Genomic DNA, 19,608 nt, shown 5'->3' with positions numbered 1-19,608 from the left:
ATGCGGAGCGCATCTTACTGCTGAGGTGCGCCCCCGTCAATCCCTTATTTTCAAAAAGCCATTCAACTGGCGATATTCTCGCCAGAGCAGCTACTGCGCGGCTTTTACGCTGTTAGCAGGGAGTTTACACCAGTTGTTGTTTTCGTTAATCCCACCGTTCGGTGAGGTATAGCCGAGACAACCCATAATGGTGTCGTACAGCTCAACGTGACGACGCGGCACCTTCATCTCCGCCTCTTTCTTCAGCTGAGCAAACATCTTCGCCTTCTCCGGGTTTTCCAGGTACTTATCCGACATCCACATGATCATCGGCACGCGGAACTGTTCAGGCGGTGCCAGCTTGCGCGGCGTACCGTGCAGATGCTCTTTCTCGTTGATGGATTCACCGTGGTCTGCCGCATAAATCACAATCGCTTTCTTATCGCGCAGCTGGTCGATCACCCGGCTCAGGAAGGTATCCACATACAGCACCGAGTTATCATAGGCATTGATCAGCTCCTGCTTGCTGCAGTCTTTATTAATGCCCACGCACTCAGGCTGCCACTTCGCGAAATCACGCGTGTAGCGCTGGTAATAGCTGTAATGCGATCCTTTGGTATGCAGAATGACAAGATGCTTGCCCTGCGGATGATTCTTGAGGGATTGCGACATCTCTTCCAGCAGCAGCATGTCGTCGACGTTTTTACCGCGGTTACGCGGTTCGGCGCCAATCTGCTCACGGTACGCGATGTTATCTGCCAGGGTATTGGTGTAGAACCACATCTCACTTTGCATGGCGAACAGGTCTGAGCTAAATCCAAGCTGCTTTAGCACGGCAAAGACGTTTTGCTCTTTCAGCGTGCGCTGCGGGTTATCGCTTGCACCGCCTTCGCGAACAAACATACAGCGCAGCGAAAGCTTGGTCGCGGTATCGCAGGAGTAACCCCGGTAAGCCACCAGGTTCTTCTCCTGCGCCAGCTTTGGCGTGGTATCCCGGTTATAGCCGAGAATGCCCATATGATCCCAGCGCGTCGTTTCGCCAATGACAAAAACGACGTACGTATCATCAAGCCCGTCGGCTGGCGGCTGGTAGGTGAATTTTTTCAGTGGATTGATCAGCGACTTAACATCACCGGATTCATCCGCCTGCGCCCAGGCATACAGACCTAACGCTGACAGCCAGTTAGACGGCAAATAGGAGTTTGCCACCACGCCGCCATAGCTTGGCATATCCACGCCCGTCGCTTTTTCAACGCGTTTTTGCTGCGTTTCCATCAGGCGGATAGGCGCCCATACCAGCAGACCGGCCAGCAGGACGACGACGATATTGCGGATCCGCTGTCCACGCGTGCGCAGCTGGCGTAACAGCGTATAGCGGCACGTATTGTTCCAGATAAAGAACAGCGGGATCAGACAGGTTAAAACCGTCCAGACGATAAAGCCTTTCCCTACCACCTCTTTCGAGAGATCGATATCCGTGGTCATCACCGAGGCAACAATACCGTACCCAATGACCACGTTCATAAAGGTCATGTAATAGCTTGCGGCGGCAGAAATAATCACCACCAGCGAGGCCAAAATTTGCCAGGTACGTCGGCCAAAAAGGGACAGCAGGCGTAAGAGGAAGAAGGTAGCGAGGACGGAGCCGAACACTTCAATTGCGGCAAAAATACAATTACTTACGGTAAGGTTTTCGAAATAACCTTCCACTCTTCTGAACAGTACCGCGCCATTCAGAAATAATCCGATATAGACAGCCAGCATCAGACACAATCTTTGCTGGGTAAGAGACCTAATGTATTTCATGCAAACAACCCTGGGGGAAGGGGTATAAAGACCCGTCGAATCTCAAAGAGAAAGCGGACAGAGTAAGTAAATGCGTAAGGAAGCGTTATGAGAAACGTCTACAAGCGCGGTAAGTAGACCACAGCGGGAGAGAAAAGTGGCAGCAGAGAGTGTGATCGGTGTAAATTTTTACAAAATATCGAGACGGGAAGCGTCTCGCATAAAGACAAAAGAGGCCACAGAGGCCTCTTTCATACAGCTTACGCATGCGCTTCTTTGAATACTTCGCGCTGCGGCTGGCGAATCGTGGTTGAGAGCGCCAGCGAGATAATCAGCAAGGCAAATATTACGCAGAAGGTCACGTAGAACCCGCCGAACAGGGAGGCAATCAACGAGCCGCAGATACTGCCGATCCCGAAGCCCAGATAGATAACCCCATAGTTTTTCGCCAGATTGTTCAGGCCAAAGAACTCGCTCACCAGTGACGGGAAGACGGTAATGGTGCCGCCGAAGTTAAAGGCCACGCAGGCAATCGCCGCAAAGAAGGTGGCTTCATTCAGCGGAGCGAACAGCAGCGCCGCCATACCGACCAGCGAGACCACCTGCCCAATCGTAATCACGCGGATGCGGGCAATTTTGTCAGACAGAATACCGAGCACCAGACGACCGGAGAGGTTGGCAATGGAGATGACCGTCACCGCATTCGCCGCCGTGGCCGCATCCAGCTTCACCATGCCCTGCGCGATATCCTTCGCCACGCCGATAACATACAGACCGCTCATGCAGGCAGTCAGGAACATGACCGCCAGCATCCAGTACTGTGGCTTACGCATGGACTGCGCGAGGGTGAAGTCGTTCTCCACCACGCCGTTCACGGATTTAACCTCCTGCTGCGGCGCATCTTTCATCAGCGTGGCGCCGAACAAAATCATCACCAGCACGATTGCGCCCCAGATCATAAAGGTTTTTTCGAGGCCGACGGACGCCAGCAGGTGGGAGTCGATAAATTTGAACCCGAGGCTGCCCAGGCCATATGAGCCGATGGCAAACGCGGAGATTAAACCTTTACGCTCCGGGAACCACTTCACGCAGTTCGACAGGGTCAGCAGGTAACCTGCGCCATCGGCCAGCCCCACCAGCACGCCGGCGCTTAGCCACAGCATCATCAGGTTGCTGGAGTGCGCCGTCAGGAAAAAGCCCAGACCCAGCAGGATGCCGGACGCCATGGTCACACGCTTCACGCCAAAACGCTCCTGCAGCTTACCCGCGACGGAAGACGAAATCGCCAGACCCAGGCTCAGCAAACCAAAGGAGAACGCGACCTGGCTGACCGGTGCGCCGAGTTTGTCGGAAAGCGCGCTGTTGAACAGGCTCCATGTATAGACCGACCCCAATGCAAACTGAGTGACGATGGTGCCAAAGAGCGTGAGCCAGCGCGTGCGGTTATAGGTTGATGTGTTCATGGCAGTTGTCCTGCAAGAGAAATTAAGGAAGTTCGCTGAGGACAACGATAAACAAAACCTTAAAACGCATGGGGTAAAACGGCATGAAATGCAGGCAGAACGGAATGAAATGCCTGGAATCGGGAATGAATGACCTGGCACGGGAATAAAGCAATAGCATGTTAGTATCTGCTATCGCTGTAAAGCCCGTGGTTATTGTATTCGAGATGTTACCGTAACGTTTAAAAAAGTAACAACTCTAGAAATTTGCGCTGACGCCGAGTGTGTATAAAAACTCCTCACCGGTGGTGGTGTGCTCCCCCTGAGCCAGCGACGCGTAGGCCGCCATGCGCGTGTTAAAGGGAATATCCGTTCCCACAGTGACATCCATCCAGCTACCGTTTTGGGCAGGGGCTGGCGTTTGCGGCATGCCAAACTGCGATTTCCACTGGTTTTCACCAAACTGCTGGTTATAGCTAATCTGCGCCCACGGACGGAGATCGCCATACTGGGTATTCACGCGCCACCCCAGCGTGCTGACGCTGGCATGCCAGAGCGGGTCGGTGATTGCTTGCGTCGACGCGCTATCACCATACTCGTTGATCATCATGGGAGTCGTGCCGTCGTACCGCCATGCCACCACCGGGCCGGTGGTGATGCGTGCTGAAACGGGAAAATTCCAGCCCACGCTCATTGCCCCCTCCGTCGTTCTGCCAGACGGTATATTCAGGGCAAGTCCCGGCGCGTTCTGCGAAGACTGAATACGCTCAGCCAGAATATCCTCATAACGCGGTTGGTGATCCGCGTCCCATGTATAGCGTTCCGCCGTATTATTCTGGGCGTCTGAAACGATATATTCCTGTTGCCAGGCAGACGCTGTATTACAAAAGAACAGGCAGGCTGAAATTCCCACCAGGCCAGAAGCAGCATGGCGACCACTGATTTTTTTTATCATCATCAACGCGACCCCAGAGAGAGCCGAATTCGGCGATATTTGTCGTTATTCAGGAAGAGCTTAGAGAGCATATGGCCCTGTATTAACTATTGTCTTTATAGTAAACACGTCAAGCCAGTCAGAACGAAATTTTTGCGAAATCAGTATCAATAAGGGAGATGACGGATGGAACGTTGCGGTTGGGTAAGCCAGGATCAGCTTTATATCGACTATCACGATCGGGAATGGGGCGTGCCGGAAAGGGATGGCAAAAAGCTCTTCGAGATGATCTGCCTGGAGGGCCAGCAGGCGGGGTTATCATGGATTACGGTACTGAAAAAACGTGAAAATTACCGCAACGCTTTCCATCAGTTCGATCCCGTCGCCGTCGCTGTGATGACCGATGAGGACGTGGAGCGGCTGGTGCAGGACGCCGGCATCATCCGCCATCGCGGTAAGATCCAGGCCATCATCGGCAACGCACGCGCTTACCTGGCGATGGAGCAAAACGGCGAATCATTTTCAGATTTTGTCTGGACGTTTGTGAACAACAAACCGCAACTCACTCAGGCCGCCACGCTCGCGGAAATCCCGGCCTCCACCCCGGCCTCGGATGCGCTCTCGAAAGCACTGAAAAAACGCGGCTTTAAGTTTGTCGGCTCCACCATCTGCTACGCCTTTATGCAGGCCTGTGGCCTGGTAAATGACCACGTTACCGGCTGCTTCTGTCATCCGGGAGGCCATCATGATCCGCAAATGGCAAAATGAGAATACCGCGCCGCTTTTGAGCCTGTGGCTTGAAAGCACCACGGAAGCGCATCCGTTTATCGAGCCGGGTTACTGGAAAGAGAACGAGGCCATGGTGCGGGACGTTTACCTGCCGTCGGCGGAAACCTGGGTTTGGGAACAGGATGGCGAACCTTACGGATTTATCAGCGTGATGCAGTCTCAGTTTGTCGGCGCCCTGTTTGTGGCGCCGTCATGCATCGGGAAAGGCATCGGGCGCGCGCTGCTGAACCATGTTCAACAGCGCTTCCCGCACTTAACTCTGGAGGTGTACCAGAAAAATGTCCGGGCGGTGAATTTCTATCATGCTCATGGCTTTCGCATTGAAGACAGCGCCTGGCAGGATGATACTCAGCACCCGACATGGATCATGAGCTGGCAGGCGGATCAAACGCCGTTAAGGTAAGCTCGGGCCCCTCATATTTCTCGACCCAGGCCAGCGCCGTGTTCCCTGCGCAACCATTCCCCAGCTTCGAGCTGGGGAGATCTTTGGTCAGCACGTTAACCGCCCCGTTTTTACAGATACCGCCCTCGGCGGGCTCAAGGTCGGGCCATGCGCCCTGATGAATACAGATCACGCCCGGTTTAATCCCGTCGCTCACCACCGCCCCTGCCAGCACCTGCCCGCGCGAGTTCCAGACGCGCACCACGTCACCATCGGCAATCCCGCGCGCTTTCGCATCATGGGTATTCAGCGTGATGGGCTCTCGCCCGGCGACTGCATACTGCTCGCGCAGGGACGTATAGTTAAGCTGGCTGTGCAGACGGTGCGCGGGATGCGCAGACAACACCTGCAGCTGTTCCGGCCGGGCGTTGCCGTGCCACTCATCCGGCTCGAGCCAGGTAGGGTGCGGCGGGCAGTCGGCATAGCCAAAGCTGGCGATGCGCTCGCTGTAAATCACGATCTTTCCGCTCTCTGTTTTCAGCGGGTGGTTCTCGGGGTCGCGACGGAAATCGGCAAAACGGACAAACTTCGCGTTCTGCTCGCTCTCCGGCATCTCGACAATCTGGTTCGCCTCCCAAAACTCAGCGAATGGCGGAAGCGTCACGCCCTGCGCCGCACCGCGCTGTCCGGCAATCTGGTAGAAGGTCTCCAGCCATTGCAGATCGCTTTTCCCTTCGGTAAAACGCTCGCGGCCGCCCGTTTCCCACAGTTCGCTCAGTTCAGCAAACACATCAAAATCATCACGTGCTTCATCTCGCGGGGCCACTACGCGCTTCATCGGAACCATATGCTGGTTGCTGTAGTCACCGGTCATGGTGAGATCGTTACGCTCAAACGAGGTGGTGGCCGGCAGCACGATATCTGCATGCTTAGCCGAACCGGTCCAGAAGCACTCGGAAATCACCACCAGCTCCGGCTTTTGCCAGGCGCGGATCAGGCGGTTGGTATCCTGATGGTGCGTGAAGTTCGACCCGCCAGCCCACCAGACAAATTTAATGTCCGGGAAATGGCGGTCCAGACCGTTGTGCTGATAAAAACCACCGGGGTTTTCAAGGGCTTCAACAATACGCGCCACCGGGATTTTATCCACGGCATCCACACCGCCCTGCACCGAGCCCTGCAGAGACGCCAGCACCGCCGCTTTACGCGTGGGGTTGCCGCCGTTAGCAAAGTGATAGGAGAGACCAAAACCACCGCCCGGCGTGCCGATCTGCCCAAGCATCGCAGCAAGGGTCACCAGCATCCAGTGTTTTTGCTCGCCAAACTGCTGGCGCTGCATCCCCCAGCCGGACATTAACATCGTGGTATTTTTATGGAACAACGCCGCCAGTTCGCTGATTTTCTCCGCAGGAACGCCACAAATATTTGCCGCCCACTCTGCCGTTTTCGCAATCCCATCGGATTGACCCGTCAGGTAGTCGGCGAATTTATCGAAACCGGTGGTACAGCGCGTCAGGAATTCGACATCGTGCCAGCCGTTCTCCACCAGCGTATGGGCGATACCCAGCATCATTGCCACGTCGGTGCCCATATGCGGGGCAACCCACTCGGCGCTGTCGCCAAAGAAATCCATGGTTTCAGAACGCATCGGGTCAATGCAGATGATGCGCTTGCCGCTTTTACGCAGCGCGTCGAAATACCCAATGCCCTGCTCGTCGCTGGCATTCCAGGCAATTTTCAGCGTGTTAAGGGGGTTAGCGCTCCACAGTACGACCACATCGGTATGCTCCAGCACCAGCGGCCAGCTGGTCTGCTGCTGGTACACTTCGTTCCCGCCCACGACGTACGGCATGATCGCCTGCGCCGCGCCGGTGGAGTAATCCCCCAGATGACCGGTATAGCCTCCCGCCAGGCTCATGTAGCGCTGCAGCAGCGTCGAGGCTTTGTGCAGCACGCCGTTTGAACGCCAGCCGTAGGACCCGGCAAAAATGGACGACGGACCGTAGCTGTTGCGGATACGCTTGTGCTGGGCGTGGATCAGCGCCAGCGCGTCATCCCAGCTCACGCGAACAAACTCATCCTGACCGCGAATACCCTGCGGCTTGTCCGGCGAGGCCAGAAAACCTTTACGCACCATCGGCCAGCGCACGCGCGTTTTGCTGTGCACCTGATCGCGAACGACGGTCTGTAACGAGTTGGGATGTTGGGTTGGCAGTGCCCCGCGGGACGACAGAACATTTTCGCCATCGGTTTCGACCAGCATCGGACCCCAGTGGGCGGCGGTCAGAATGGTTTTCGTTGAGGTGCTCAAGCGTGCGCTCCTGGTTGCGTGCAGGTTTTACGGCCTTCTTTGCTGAGGCAGTTTATGGTTTGTCACAAATTTCAGAGTTATACCCGGAATTTTCTCCGTATGTGGACGTCATAATCAACTGCCACGCTCGCCGTGGCAAAGAATAAAAAGGATTAAGGAAAGAAGATGAAAAAACGCGTACTCGTTATTGCCGCTCTGGTGAGCGGTGCCCTGGCTGTTTCTGGCTGCACAACCAACCCTTACACCGGTGAACGCGAAGCGGGTAAATCCGGCATTGGCGCAGGTATCGGCTCGCTGGTCGGCGCAGGCGTTGGGGCGCTCTCCTCCTCGAAGAAAGACCGCGGCAAAGGCGCTCTGATTGGCGCAGCGGCGGGCGCGGCGCTGGGCGGCGGCGTTGGTTATTACATGGACGTGCAGGAAGCGAAACTGCGCGACAAAATGAAGGGAACCGGCGTGAGCGTGACGCGCAGCGGCGATAACATCATCCTGAACATGCCGAACAACGTGACCTTCGACAGCAGCAGCGCAACGCTGAAACCAGCAGGTGCGAACACGCTCACCGGCGTGGCAATGGTGCTAAAAGAGTACAACAAGACTGCCGTGAACGTGATGGGCTATACCGATAGCACCGGCAGCCAGGAGCTGAACATGCGTCTGTCCCAGCAGCGTGCCGACGCCGTGGCCAGCTCGCTCATCACTCAGGGCGTTGAAGCAAACCGCATCCGCACCAGCGGCATGGGCCCTGCCAACCCTATCGCCAGCAACAGCACGGCGGAAGGCAAAGCGCAGAACCGCCGCGTTGAGATTACGTTGAGCCCGATTCAGTAATTGCATTTCCTCCTCTCCCAGTGGGAGAGGGTCGGGGTGAGGGCATCAAGCCGCACACCCCAGCATGAACCACTTGCCATCGTTGATTTTCCCGCTAAGGTATTCTCACTAAATTCAGGGAAATCAGCGATGAGCAAACCAGCCCGGGCCACCATCAGCGACGTGGCGAAAGCCGCCAAAACCGGTAAAACCAGTATTTCGCGCTACCTTAACGGTGAAAAACACCTGCTGTCCGATGCGTTGCTGGCGCGAATTGAACAGGCCATTGCCGATCTCGACTACCGTCCCAGCCTCATGGCGCGCGGGCTAAAACGCGGTCGCACCCGTCTTATCGGACTTATCATCGCCGATATCACTAATCCCTACTCCGTTAACGTGCTCAGCGGTATCGAAGCCGCCTGTCGCGAGAAGGGCTTTACGCCGCTGGTCTGTAATACCAACAATGAAGTCGACCAGGAGCTGCATTATCTCGACCTGCTGCGCAGCTATCAGGTGGAAGGGATTGTGGTCAACGCGGTAGGCATGCGTGAAGAGGGGTTAAACCGCCTGCAGCAGTCCTCTCTGCCTATGGTCCTCATCGACCGTAAAATTCCTGAATTTGCCTGCGATGTCGTCGGGCTGGATAACACCCAGGCCGCCACGACCGCTACCGAACATCTCATTGAACAGGGCTTCGAGGCTATTCTGTTTCTGAGTGAACCGCTGGGGATGGTCAATACCCGTCGCGAGCGCCTGAGTGCATTTCGCGCCACGCTGGAGCGATATCCCGGCGTGATCGCCGAAAATGCCGAAACGCCGCTTCACGAAGCCGGGCAGCTCGACAACACCCTGCGTCAGTTCCATACGCGCCATCGCGGGATGCGCAAAGCCGTTATCTCGGCCAACGGGGCGCTGACGCTTCAGGTCGCCCGCTCGCTCAAGCGCATTGGCCTCCACTGGGGCAGCGACATCGGTCTGCTGGGGTTTGATGAACTGGAGTGGGCGGAACTGGCTGGCGTAGGCATTACCACCCTCAAGCAGCCCACCTGGCAAATTGGCTATGCTGCTGTTGAACAAGTGGTTCGTCGTATTGAAGGCACCAGCGATGCCGTTCGCGAGCAGGTCTTCTCCGGCGAGCTGATCGTTCGTGGCTCCACCGCGCGTTAAATTTCCCTTGTGATAGCGATCATAAATTCAACATCCTGACCTTTTCTTTGGAACCGGTTCCATCTAGCGTAATAGTATTGATATGTTGCGATGGAGTCCGAAGATGGGCAGGAAAATTATGGTGGTCACCGCCGCGTACGGTGCGGAACAGGTGCGACAGGCAGGCGGTCAGCGGGCGATGCTTCCCGTTATTGCAGGCGCAGGGGCAGACGGCGTGGAGATCCGCCGGGAACTGTTCAACAGCGAAGAGCTGCTGGCACTGCCTGCGCTGGGTGAATCCATTGAACTGCTGGGCCTGCTTGCGTGCTACTCCGCACCCGCCGCCCTGTTTATGCCCGACGGCAACCTCAACCCGGACCTGCCCCGCTATCTTTCTGAAGCCAACACCCTGAACGCCCTGTGGCTGAAGGTTTCCCTGGGCCATTTCCGCGACGCGCAGCCTCTTGACGACTTGCGTAGCCTGCTTAATGCAAGCGGTATGGCGCTGGTCGTGGAGAACGATCAGACCGACTGCGGGCAGCTCGCCCCCATGCAGCGCTTCCAGGTCGCCTGTCGGGAAATGGCTTTACCCGTCACGCTAACCTTCGACATGGGCAACTGGCTATGGGTTGGCGATTCCCCCGAAGAGGCCGCGCGTCATCTGGCCCCTGCGGTGAGCTATATCCACGTGAAGGCCGCCGTGCCGCATAAAGATAACTTCCGCGCCGTGGCGCCGGACCGCGCCGATGCGCGCTGGCTGGATCTGCTCGGCCAGCTGCCTGCCGATGCCCCGCGCGGTATCGAGTTCCCGCTGGCAGGGGCGGATTTAACCGCCGTTACCCGCCATTACGTCAACCTGCTGCGCGAGGAGTAAACCATGAACAAGACGCTGGATGTCATCACGATCGGCGAGGCCATGGCGATGTTTGTCGCCACCGAAACGGGCGAGCTGAGCGCGGTAGAGCACTTTATTAAACGCGTCGCAGGCGCTGAACTCAACGTCGCAACCGGCTTGGCGCGTCTTGGCCTGAACGTGGGCTGGGTCAGCCGCGTGGGGGATGACAGCTTTGGCCATTTCGTCCTCGATTCGCTGAAAAAAGAGGGGATTGATGCCGCAGGCGTCACCCTCGACGGACGCTTCCCTACCGGCTTTCAGCTTAAATCTAAGGTCGAAAATGGAACCGATCCCATCGTGGAGTATTTCCGAAAAGGATCGGCCGCAAGCCACCTGTCTGTCGCGGATTACCACACAGATTACTTTGCCTCCGCGCGCCATCTGCACCTGAGCGGCGTGGCGGCCGCGCTGTCTGCCAGCTCGTATGAGCTGCTGGATCATGCGGCAGCCACCCTGAAAGCCCAGGGGAAAACCATATCGTTCGACCCCAACCTGCGCCCGGTGCTGTGGAAAAGCGAAGCGGAAATGGTGGAGAAACTGAACCGTCTGGCGTTCAGGGCGGACTGGGTTCTGCCAGGCCTGAAAGAAGGGATGATCCTCACCGGCGAAAGCACGCCGGAAGGCATTGCCGATTTCTATCTGAATAAAGGGGTAAAAGCGGTGGTGCTGAAAACCGGTGCTGATGGCGCATGGTTTAAAACGGCCGACGGCGAACAGGGCGCGGTCGCGGCGGTGAAGGTCGAGAACGTAGTCGACACCGTCGGCGCGGGCGACGGCTTTGCCGTGGGCGTGATTAGCGCACTGCTGGAAGGCAAAACGCTGCCGCAGGCCGTCGCGCGAGGCAACAAGATTGGCTCGCTGGCCATTCAGGTGCAGGGCGACAGCGAAGGATTACCAACGCGAGCACAGCTCGGCGTTTAAATTCCCTCTCCCTGTGGGAGAGGGCCAGGGTGAGGGCAGCAAGCCGCACCAAATAATTAAGCCACCGTGTACCCTACAGACAACGGCGGTAACAACCTCAACAACAGAGGCAAGCCTATGAACAGTTCGACCAATGCAGTAAAACGCTGGTGGTACATCATGCCAATCGTGTTTATCACGTACAGCCTGGCGTACCTTGACCGTGCCAACTTCAGCTTCGCGTCCGCCGCGGGGATCACCGAGGACCTCGGGATCACCAAAGGGATCTCCTCCCTGCTGGGTGCCCTTTTCTTCCTGGGCTACTTCTTCTTCCAGATCCCCGGCGCGATTTATGCGGAACGCCGCAGCGTGCGTAAGCTGATCTTCATCTGTCTGATCCTGTGGGGCGCCTGCGCGTCGCTGACCGGCATGGTGAACAATATTCCTGCCCTGGCCGCCATTCGCTTTATCCTCGGCGTGGTTGAGGCGGCGGTTATGCCCGCGATGCTGATCTACATCAGCAACTGGTTCACCAAATCTGAGCGCTCGCGCGCGAATACCTTCCTTATCCTCGGTAATCCGGTCACGGTACTGTGGATGTCGGTGGTGTCCGGCTACCTGATCCAGGCCTTCGGCTGGCGCGAGATGTTTATCATTGAAGGGGTACCGGCAATTATCTGGGCCTTCTGCTGGTGGGTGCTGGTGAAAGATAAACCAGCCCAGGCGAAATGGCTTTCCGAAGACGAAAAAGCGGCGCTGCAGGCTCAGCTGGACAAAGAACAGCAAGGCCTGAAGGCGGTGCGTAACTATGGTGAAGCCTTCCGCTCGCGTAACGTGATCCTGCTCTGCGCGCAGTACTTTACCTGGAGCATTGGCGTGTACGGCTTTGTGCTGTGGCTGCCGTCCATTATCCGCAGCGGCGGTGAAAACCTCGGCATGGTCGAAGTAGGCTGGCTGTCATCCGTACCGTATCTGGCGGCAACCATCGCGATGATTATCGTTTCCTGGGCGTCGGACAAGCTGCAGAACCGCAAGCTCTTTGTCTGGCCGCTGCTGCTGATTGCCGCCTTCGCCTTTATTGGCTCCTGGGCCGTGGGCGTAAACCACTTCTGGGTCTCTTATACGCTGCTGGTGGTTGCCGGTGCGGCCATGTACGCCCCTTACGGACCGTTCTTTGCCATCATCCCCGAGATGCTGCCGCGTAACGTGGCGGGTGGCGCGATGGCGCTGATTAACAGCATGGGTGCGCTGGGTTCGTTCTGCGGCTCCTGGTTCGTCGGTTACCTGAACGGTGCCACCGGCAGCCCGTCCGCATCGTACATCTTTATGGGGGTGGCGCTTTTCGCCTCGGTATGGCTTACTCTGATTGTTAAGCCTGCTAATAATCAACAACACCCTGTCGGCGCTCGCCACGCCTGAATCCTTAAAAAAATCAACGGAGATTAGCATGAAGCCGTCCGTCATTTTGTATAAAACCCTGCCGGAAGATCTGCAGAAACGCCTTGAAGAGCACTTCACCGTCACGCAGGTGAAGAACCTGCGCCCGGAAACCGTGGCACAGCACGCCGACGCATTCGCGAGCGCGGAAGGCCTGCTGGGTTCAAGCGAAAAAGTGGATGTCGCCCTGCTGGAGAAAATGCCGAAGCTGCGTGCTACCTCAACCGTTTCCGTGGGTTACGACAACTTCGACGTGGATGCGCTTAACGCCCGCAAAATCCTGCTGATGCATACCCCGCATGCTCTGACGGAAACCGTGGCCGATACGCTGATGGCGCTGATGCTCACCACGGCCCGTCGCGTGGTGGAAGTAGCTGAGCGCGTCAAAGCGGGCGAATGGACAAAAAGCATTGGTCCGGACTGGTTCGGCGTGGACGTTCACGGCAAGACGCTGGGCATTGTCGGTATGGGTCGTATCGGGCTGGCGCTGGCGCAGCGCGCGCATTTTGGTTTTAACATGCCGATTCTGTATAACGCGCGTCGCCATCACGGTGAAGCCGAAGAACGCTTCAACGCTCGTTACTGCGAGCTGGATACCCTGCTGCAGGAAGCCGATTTTGTCTGCCTGGTTCTGCCGCTCACGAACGAAACCCGTCATCTGATTGGCAAAGAGGCGTTTGAAAAAATGAAGACGTCAGCCATTTTCATCAACGCGGGTCGTGGTCCGGTGGTGGATGAGAAGGCGCTGATTGAGGCCCTTAAAAACGGTGAGATCCATGCAGCAGGTCTGGACGTGTTTGAGCAGGAGCCGCTGCCGGTGGACTCCCCGCTGCTGACAATGCCTAACGTGGTTGCCCTGCCCCACATCGGCTCAGCCACCCATGAGACGCGCTACAACATGGCGGCCACCGCGGTCGATAACCTTATTGCCGCCCTTAGCGGAAAGGTGGAGAGAAACTGCGTGAACCCGCAGGTGCAACGGTAGAAACGAAAAAACCCGCCAGAAGGCGGGTTTTTAAATTCTTTGCTACTGGGTTGGAAGCTTACAGGCTTACAACGTTACCAGCTGCTGGGCCTTTAGCGCCGCTTTCGATGGTGAAGGACACTTTCTGACCTTCGTCCAGAGATTTGTAGCCATCGTTCTGGATAGCAGAGAAGTGTACGAACACGTCTTTAGAGCCATCGTCAGGAGTGATGAAGCCGAAACCTTTATCAGCGTTGAACCATTTTACCAGACCAGTCATTTTAGCAGACATAGAAATTACCTTATTAACAAATATATTGTGCCTTCCGGCTTGATGGATTGCGTTACAGATTTTTAAGCGATGAAGGAAGGGTCACTACGAAGGGTATCTATGGATAACAATCTGGACTGCTTTACTAAACTGCTTTAGGTCTGTGTAACAAACCGACGGGAATAGTTATACCGATGTGGTAGAGGAATGACAAGCGTTATTTTCGCAACGCATAAAAAAAACCCCGCCAGAAGCGGGGTTTTTTCGGTTTATTCTGTGGCAGCGACTGCGGCACTCCAGGCCTGGCTAAAGGCCTGATGCTGGGAGGCCAGCGGCCCAATCAGCGTATTATACTGGCTTGCCTGTTGCGAGGTCGGGAACTGAATACCATTGGCAACAAAGCTCACCTGCGTATCCTGCTGGGCGATAAAGTCACCCACCTGAACCAGTTGCTGCGTGAAGATTTGCGCAGCCGGAATCAGCGGTTGCAGCGCTTCAGAAGGCTTGGTCACCACTTTCTCATACACTTTGTCGAAGACCGGTTTAAGATCGTCACCTTGCTTGAGCGCAGAACGTGACGCGTCAGCCTGCATTTTCGCATTTTGCAACTGCTGGCTCAGCACGCCAAGCGCACCGTTGGACTGGCGCAGCGGTTCACGCTGCGTCACATAATCCTGTGGAACGCGGATGGCGTTCACGCTATCCACTACCGGGCGGATACCGGAATCCATCGCCTGGCTCACCTGCTGTGAATAACCATAAAGAATGGCGTAATCGGACACGAAGGGACCAAACTGTTTTTTCTGATCCGCAGTCAGCGTCGGCAACCGCTCCCCGCTGCGCATCACTGTATTCTGCAGAAAATCGATAAACGCTTTGCGCTGATCGCCTTCTTTATCAAAACACCCACTCAGGCTAACAACCATCAACAACGCCGCAATAGGCGCAAACCAGCGAGAGCAGGACTTTCCTGTCGCCATTTTATTACTCCTTTCACCCAAAAAAGCGCACACCGGCACACGCGTGCCCGACGCTGACAAGGATAGTCCAGGTCAGCCTTGCAAGATACTCTTTTCATGCAAAACGGCTATTGCCGATTTATTTCTTATCATTTACAAAAAAATACCTGCCGAAGCCGACCTATGACTAATCAGGGAATTAGCATAACTATCCATATTGCTGAATCGGATACAGCGATCGTTACCGCACAATTAATCACACCCGTGACGATCCTGGGTTGGTATTAGGGACTATTCTTAACTGGCTCTCTGATGTTCTTGATCACGATGTGAGATTTAAGAGGAGTCCTCAATGGAATATAAAGATCCTGAGTTTGAACTGCTGAGCAGTCTGGAACAGATCATTTTTAAAGATGTACCGCAGATGATTACCCTGCAACAAAAATCCAATCCCTTTACAGAATATGAGCAATTGCGCAAAGGGACAGGACTGAAAACCGAAGAATTCGCCAGAGCGATGGGTGTCAGCGTGGCTATGGTGCAGGAGTGGGAGTCAAAACGTGAGAAACCCACCCCAACCGAGTTACGGCTGATGCGCCTGATTCAGGCCAACCCTGCACTCAGCAAACAGATAGCGTAGTGAAGATTGAATGCCCCCGCCGTTGCGGGGGCTTGTGTTTTACAGGCTATCACAACGCCAACCCGCCTCTTCCCATACCAGCTCATGCGTTAACGCCAGGCCTCTTAAAAAAAACTCATCGTGTGATACCACCAGCAGAGCCCCGGGGAAACCGGCCAGCGCCGCTTCAATGGCCTGGACTGAAGCCAGATCCAGATGGTTGGTCGGTTCATCCAGCAGAAGAAGCTGCGTGGCCTCCGCACGCCACAGCGCGCAGGCCAGGGCAGCCTTAAGACGCTCGCCGCCGCTGAGCGCCGCCAATGGGAGCTTCACTTTGTCGGCCCCCAGTTGAAGCTGCGCTAAACGGGTTCGCAATACCCCCTCTTCCAGAGGAGTATGACTCAAATTGAGATGTGTCATGACCGACTGCGTGAGATCGAGTTGCGACAGATGCTGGTCGAGATAAGCACAGCTGACGGATACCTTACAGGCACCCGAACGGGGAGTAATCTCGCCGAGGATGGTTTTTAACAACGTCGATTTCCCACAGCCGTTCGGTCCCTTTAACGCCACGCGCATCGGTCCGTCCATACGCCATGTGATGGGTGGGACAGGCACATGCGGCAACACCAGATCCTCCAGAACCAGTACCTGTTTCCCTTCCGGGATCTGACTCCCCGGCAGGGTGAACATGACCGGGTTATCGTCTTCAACGCGTTCACGCGCCTTGTTTACCGCGGCGTTCAGGGCTTCATTTTGCTCGCTGTGCTGTTTTTTCCATGAGCCGATCCGCTCCTTTGCCGCGCCTTTGTATTTGACACGCTCAAACGATGCGATATTCAGGGTATCGACGGTGCGTAACGTCTTTGCCGACCGCCGCTGGCTGTCATCATGCTCTTTTTGCATGCGCGCGCGGGTGCGTTTGCGCTCGGTTGCCGCATGTTCCAGCGCCGCGCGGGCAGCCTGCTGTTCGGCATCGCGCTGGGCTTGATAATCCGCATAATTTCCGCCGTAGCTGCGCAGACCCGAGGCGCTCAGCTCAAGAATACGCGGCACCTGCTCCAGAAGTTCGCGGTCATGAGAGGCCACCAGCACGCCGCCCTGATAGCGACTCAACTGGTCGTAGAACCACGCCCGACCTTGTCGATCCAGATGGTTAGTCGGTTCGTCCAGCAGCATGAAATCCGCTTCAGCCGTAAACGCCCCGCACAGCAGGGCGCGGATGCGCTCGCCGCCGCTGAGTTCCTGGGCAGGCTTATCCGGATCAAACGCCGGGAGCTTCGCATTGATAAACGCCTCGCTCAGTCGCTCGGCTACATCCCAGTAGCCGTCGAGCAACGCCAGATCGTCAGGCTGGTAATCACCGCTGTCGATGCGCTTACGCGCAGTAAAAATCGCGTCATATCCGAGAAGTTCAGCCAGCGTCGTGTGCGAAGAAATAACGTGCTGCTGCGCCACAAAGACATGCGAGCCAAAGCGTTCAATATGACCGGTAGCCGGTTCGTCCAGCCCCGCCAGCAGACGCAGCAGACGCGTTTTTCCGCTGCCGTTGCGGCCAACCAGCGCGCACAGAGAGGGTTCCAGCGTGAGATTCAGCGGGCCAAAAAGGGTATCGCCCGTCGGAAACTGACAGGTGACCTGATGCAAAATAAAAGAAGGGGGTTGCGCAAAATGAGCCATAAGCACTCCTGAATGAAATCAAAACATCCCCTGCCGACGCGGTGGCGTTTAGCAAGGATCGAAATTCATCAGTCGTGTTTGTTCATTTTTGGGGGGCACTCCAGCGCGAGAAAGTTAACGTGGATAAGGATAGCGGTAATGTGTTGACGGTTTCAAGGTTAAATTTTCAGCAACACATCATAAAAAAACCCGCCGAAGCGGGTTTTTAGCATTTGTATCAACGGGCACATTACTGCAGCAGCGAAATATCCGCTACGCGCAGGAACAGCTCACGCAGTTTTTCGAGCATAGAGAGACGGTTAATACGCAGCTCTTTATCTTCTACGTTCACCATCACTTTCTCGAAGAAGGCGTCAATGACGTCACGCAGCTCGGCCAGCTCCACCAGCGCTTCCTGGTAGCGACCTTCCGCGAAGACCGGCTCGAGCTTGTCGCGCAGCACCACAACCTGCATCGCCAGGGCGATCTCTTCCGGCTCTTTCAGCGTCGCGGCGTTCACACGCTCGTTCAGCGTCTCGTCGGATTTCGCCAGAATGTTGGATACACGCTTGTTGGCAGCCGCCAGAGCAGATGCTGCTTCCAGCGTACGGAAGTGGGAAACCGCCTTCATACGCGCATCGAAATCAGCCGGACGGGTCGGACGACGCGCCAGCACCGCCTGAATGGTGTCGACGGTGTAACCTTCATCCTGATACCAGGCGCGGAAACGACCGAGCATAAAGTCGATCACGTCATCCACCACGTTCGCGTTGGTCAGCTTGTCGCCGTACAGACGCACCGCTTCTTCGGTCAGGGTCTGCAGATCCAGGTTCAGGTTCTTCTCAACGATGATACGCAGCACGCCCAGCGCGGCACGACGCAGCGCAAACGGATCTTTGTCGCCTTTTGGATGCTGACCGATACCGAAGATACCCGCCAGGGTGTCCATCTTATCGGCGATCGCCACGGCACAGGCAACCGGGTTGGACGGCAGTTCGTCACCCGCAAAGCGCGGCTGATACTGCTCGTTCAGGGCCACGGCCACGTCTTCCGCTTCGCCATCGTGACGCGCGTAATGCATACCCATCACGCCCTGGGTGTCGGTAAATTCGAACACCATGTTGGTCATCAGGTCACACTTGGACAGCAGGCCAGCACGCGTTGCGTGGTTGACGTCCGCACCGATTTCACGGGCAATCCAGCCGGACAGCTCCGCGATACGGTCGGTCTTGTCGCGCAGCGTACCCAGTTGCTGCTGGAACAACACGGTCTGCAGGCGTGGAAGATGATCTTCCAGACGCTTTTTACGGTCGGTATTGAAGAAGAACTCGGCATCGGCCAGACGTGGACGCACGACCTTCTCGTTACCAGAGATAATCTGGATCGGATCTTTCGATTCGATATTTGCCACGAAGATGAAGTTTGGCAGCAGCTTGCCGTCGTTGGCATAGACCGGGAAGTACTTCTGGTCACCCTTCATGGTGTACACCAGCGCTTCAGCCGGAACGGCCAGGAATTTCTCTTCAAACTTCGCGGTCAGCACAACCGGCCATTCTACCAGCGAGGTCACTTCTTCCAGCAGGCTGTCGCTCAGATCGGCTTTACCGCCAATCTTGCGCGCCGCGTCTTCCGCGTCCGCTTTGATTTTGGCTTTACGCTGTTCGTAGTCAGCAATGACCTTGCCGCGCTCCAGCAGGATCTGCGGGTACTGGTCGGCATTGTCGATGGTGAACTCTGGCTCGCCCATAAAGCGGTGGCCGCGGATCACGCGATCGGACGCCACGCCCAGAATGGTGGCCGGAATAACGGTGTCGCCCAGCAGCAGGGTCACGGTGTGAACCGGACGCACAAAGTGCACATCAGACGCGCCCCAGCGCATCAGCTTAGGAATAGGCAGCTTCGCCAGAGACGTGGCAATCATGTCCGGCAGCAGCGCTTCCGCGCTTTCGCCCTTCACGTGCGCACGGTACAGCAGCCATTCGCCTTTATCCGTGGTCAGACGCTCGGCCTGATCGACGGTGATGCCGCAGCCGCGCGCCCAGCCTTCCGCCGCTTTGCTCGGCTTGCCTTCCGCGTCAAACGCCTGAGCAATCGCCGGGCCACGTTTTTCGACTTCGCGATCTGGCTGAGACGCCGCCAGGTTTGCCACTTTCAGCGCCAGACGGCGCGGGGCAGCAAACCACTCAATTTTACCGTGCGCCAGGCCAGCGTTATCCAGCTCGGCGGTCACGTTCGCAGCAAAAGATTCAGCCAGGCTGCGCAGGGCTTTTGGTGGCAGCTCTTCGGTGCCGATTTCCACCAGGAAAGTTTTCTCAGACATGGCCGCCTC

General features: G+C 56.4%; 17 protein-coding genes. 9 read left to right on the top strand and 8 right to left on the bottom strand.

The window, feature by feature from the left end:
* Positions 1-90: 90 nt before the first annotated feature.
* The 3 genes from eptB to UR504_RS16905 form a co-directional block, all read right to left on the bottom strand.
* Positions 91-1,785 (bottom strand): kdo(2)-lipid A phosphoethanolamine 7''-transferase, encoded by a 1,695-nt coding sequence (gene eptB / locus UR504_RS16915; protein ID WP_115876656.1) that lies wholly within the window; start codon positions 1,783-1,785, stop codon positions 91-93.
* Between the two features lie 239 nt (positions 1,786-2,024).
* Entirely contained in the window at positions 2,025-3,227 is a 1,203-nt protein-coding gene (locus UR504_RS16910; protein ID WP_115876657.1) for an MFS transporter, read from the bottom strand.
* 238 nt (positions 3,228-3,465) lie between these two features.
* Positions 3,466-4,164 (bottom strand): autotransporter domain-containing protein, encoded by a 699-nt coding sequence (locus UR504_RS16905; RefSeq protein ID WP_320739945.1) that lies wholly within the window; start codon positions 4,162-4,164, stop codon positions 3,466-3,468.
* 162 nt (positions 4,165-4,326) lie between these two features.
* On the opposite strand from UR504_RS16905, the gene tag reads away from it, so the two are divergent.
* Together tag and UR504_RS16895 are read left to right on the top strand one after the other, a co-directional pair.
* A complete protein-coding gene (tag, locus tag UR504_RS16900; protein WP_115876659.1) occupies positions 4,327-4,908 on the top strand; it encodes a DNA-3-methyladenine glycosylase I in 582 nt (193 codons plus the stop codon).
* Positions 4,886-5,332 (top strand): N-acetyltransferase, encoded by a 447-nt coding sequence (locus tag UR504_RS16895; protein ID WP_115876660.1) that lies wholly within the window; start codon positions 4,886-4,888, stop codon positions 5,330-5,332. Before tag ends, UR504_RS16895 begins: the two co-directional genes overlap by 23 nt.
* Here UR504_RS16895 and UR504_RS16890 read toward each other — a convergent pair.
* A complete protein-coding gene (locus UR504_RS16890) occupies positions 5,295-7,574 on the bottom strand; it encodes a molybdopterin guanine dinucleotide-containing S/N-oxide reductase (RefSeq protein ID WP_320739951.1) in 2,280 nt (759 codons plus the stop codon). The genes UR504_RS16895 and UR504_RS16890 overlap by 38 nt on opposite strands.
* A 213-nt stretch (positions 7,575-7,787) precedes the next feature.
* On the opposite strand from UR504_RS16890, the gene UR504_RS16885 reads away from it, so the two are divergent.
* From UR504_RS16885 to ghrB, 6 genes are all read left to right on the top strand, one after another.
* The gene (locus UR504_RS16885; protein WP_032650803.1) at positions 7,788-8,450 is read left to right on the top strand and encodes an OmpA family lipoprotein; all 663 of its coding nucleotides are present in this window, start codon (positions 7,788-7,790) and stop codon (positions 8,448-8,450) included.
* A gap of 129 nt (positions 8,451-8,579) precedes the next feature.
* Entirely contained in the window at positions 8,580-9,596 is a 1,017-nt protein-coding gene (locus UR504_RS16880; protein ID WP_008502761.1) for a LacI family DNA-binding transcriptional regulator, read from the top strand.
* Between the two features lie 103 nt (positions 9,597-9,699).
* Positions 9,700-10,449 carry a sugar phosphate isomerase/epimerase family protein gene (locus UR504_RS16875; protein ID WP_302238311.1) on the top strand — a complete coding sequence of 250 codons (750 nt, stop codon included), beginning with the start codon at positions 9,700-9,702 and terminating at the stop codon, positions 10,447-10,449.
* Between the two features lie 3 nt (positions 10,450-10,452).
* Positions 10,453-11,391, top strand: coding sequence for a sugar kinase (locus UR504_RS16870; protein WP_320739944.1), 939 nt, complete (start codon positions 10,453-10,455; stop codon positions 11,389-11,391).
* Between the two features lie 117 nt (positions 11,392-11,508).
* Positions 11,509-12,789 (top strand): MFS transporter, encoded by a 1,281-nt coding sequence (locus UR504_RS16865; RefSeq protein ID WP_047071213.1) that lies wholly within the window; start codon positions 11,509-11,511, stop codon positions 12,787-12,789.
* 28 nt (positions 12,790-12,817) lie between these two features.
* Positions 12,818-13,792: a glyoxylate/hydroxypyruvate reductase GhrB gene (gene ghrB, locus UR504_RS16860; RefSeq protein ID WP_302238303.1), complete on the top strand. Its 975-nt coding sequence runs from the start codon at positions 12,818-12,820 to the stop codon at positions 13,790-13,792.
* Positions 13,793-13,850: 58 nt separating this feature from the next.
* Here the strand turns inward: ghrB and cspA are convergent, their stop codons facing one another.
* Complete coding sequence (cspA, locus tag UR504_RS16855) at positions 13,851-14,063, bottom strand: RNA chaperone/antiterminator CspA (RefSeq protein WP_003860775.1); 213 nt, start codon at positions 14,061-14,063, stop codon at positions 13,851-13,853.
* A 248-nt stretch (positions 14,064-14,311) separates the two neighbouring features.
* The gene (locus tag UR504_RS16850) at positions 14,312-15,022 is read right to left on the bottom strand and encodes a DUF3053 domain-containing protein (RefSeq protein ID WP_271369161.1); all 711 of its coding nucleotides are present in this window, start codon (positions 15,020-15,022) and stop codon (positions 14,312-14,314) included.
* A 331-nt stretch (positions 15,023-15,353) separates the two neighbouring features.
* Between UR504_RS16850 and UR504_RS16845 the strand changes: the two genes are divergently transcribed.
* Positions 15,354-15,641, top strand: coding sequence for an HTH-type transcriptional regulator (locus tag UR504_RS16845; RefSeq protein WP_111964342.1), 288 nt, complete (start codon positions 15,354-15,356; stop codon positions 15,639-15,641).
* A gap of 39 nt (positions 15,642-15,680) precedes the next feature.
* Here the strand turns inward: UR504_RS16845 and UR504_RS16840 are convergent, their stop codons facing one another.
* Complete coding sequence (locus UR504_RS16840; protein ID WP_302238297.1) at positions 15,681-17,300, bottom strand: ABC-F family ATP-binding cassette domain-containing protein; 1,620 nt, start codon at positions 17,298-17,300, stop codon at positions 15,681-15,683.
* Positions 17,301-17,529: 229 nt separating this feature from the next.
* Positions 17,530-19,599 (bottom strand): glycine--tRNA ligase subunit beta, encoded by a 2,070-nt coding sequence (glyS, locus tag UR504_RS16835; RefSeq protein WP_045907867.1) that lies wholly within the window; start codon positions 19,597-19,599, stop codon positions 17,530-17,532.
* Between the last annotated feature and the right edge of the window lie 9 nt (positions 19,600-19,608).

The organism is Enterobacter sp. 241F3 (genome assembly GCF_034106785.1).
Taxonomy (GTDB): Bacteria; Pseudomonadota; Gammaproteobacteria; order Enterobacterales; family Enterobacteriaceae; genus Enterobacter; species Enterobacter vonholyi.
Note: the sequence above shows the minus strand (reverse complement) of the source record. Positions and strands in the feature narration are given on the sequence as shown.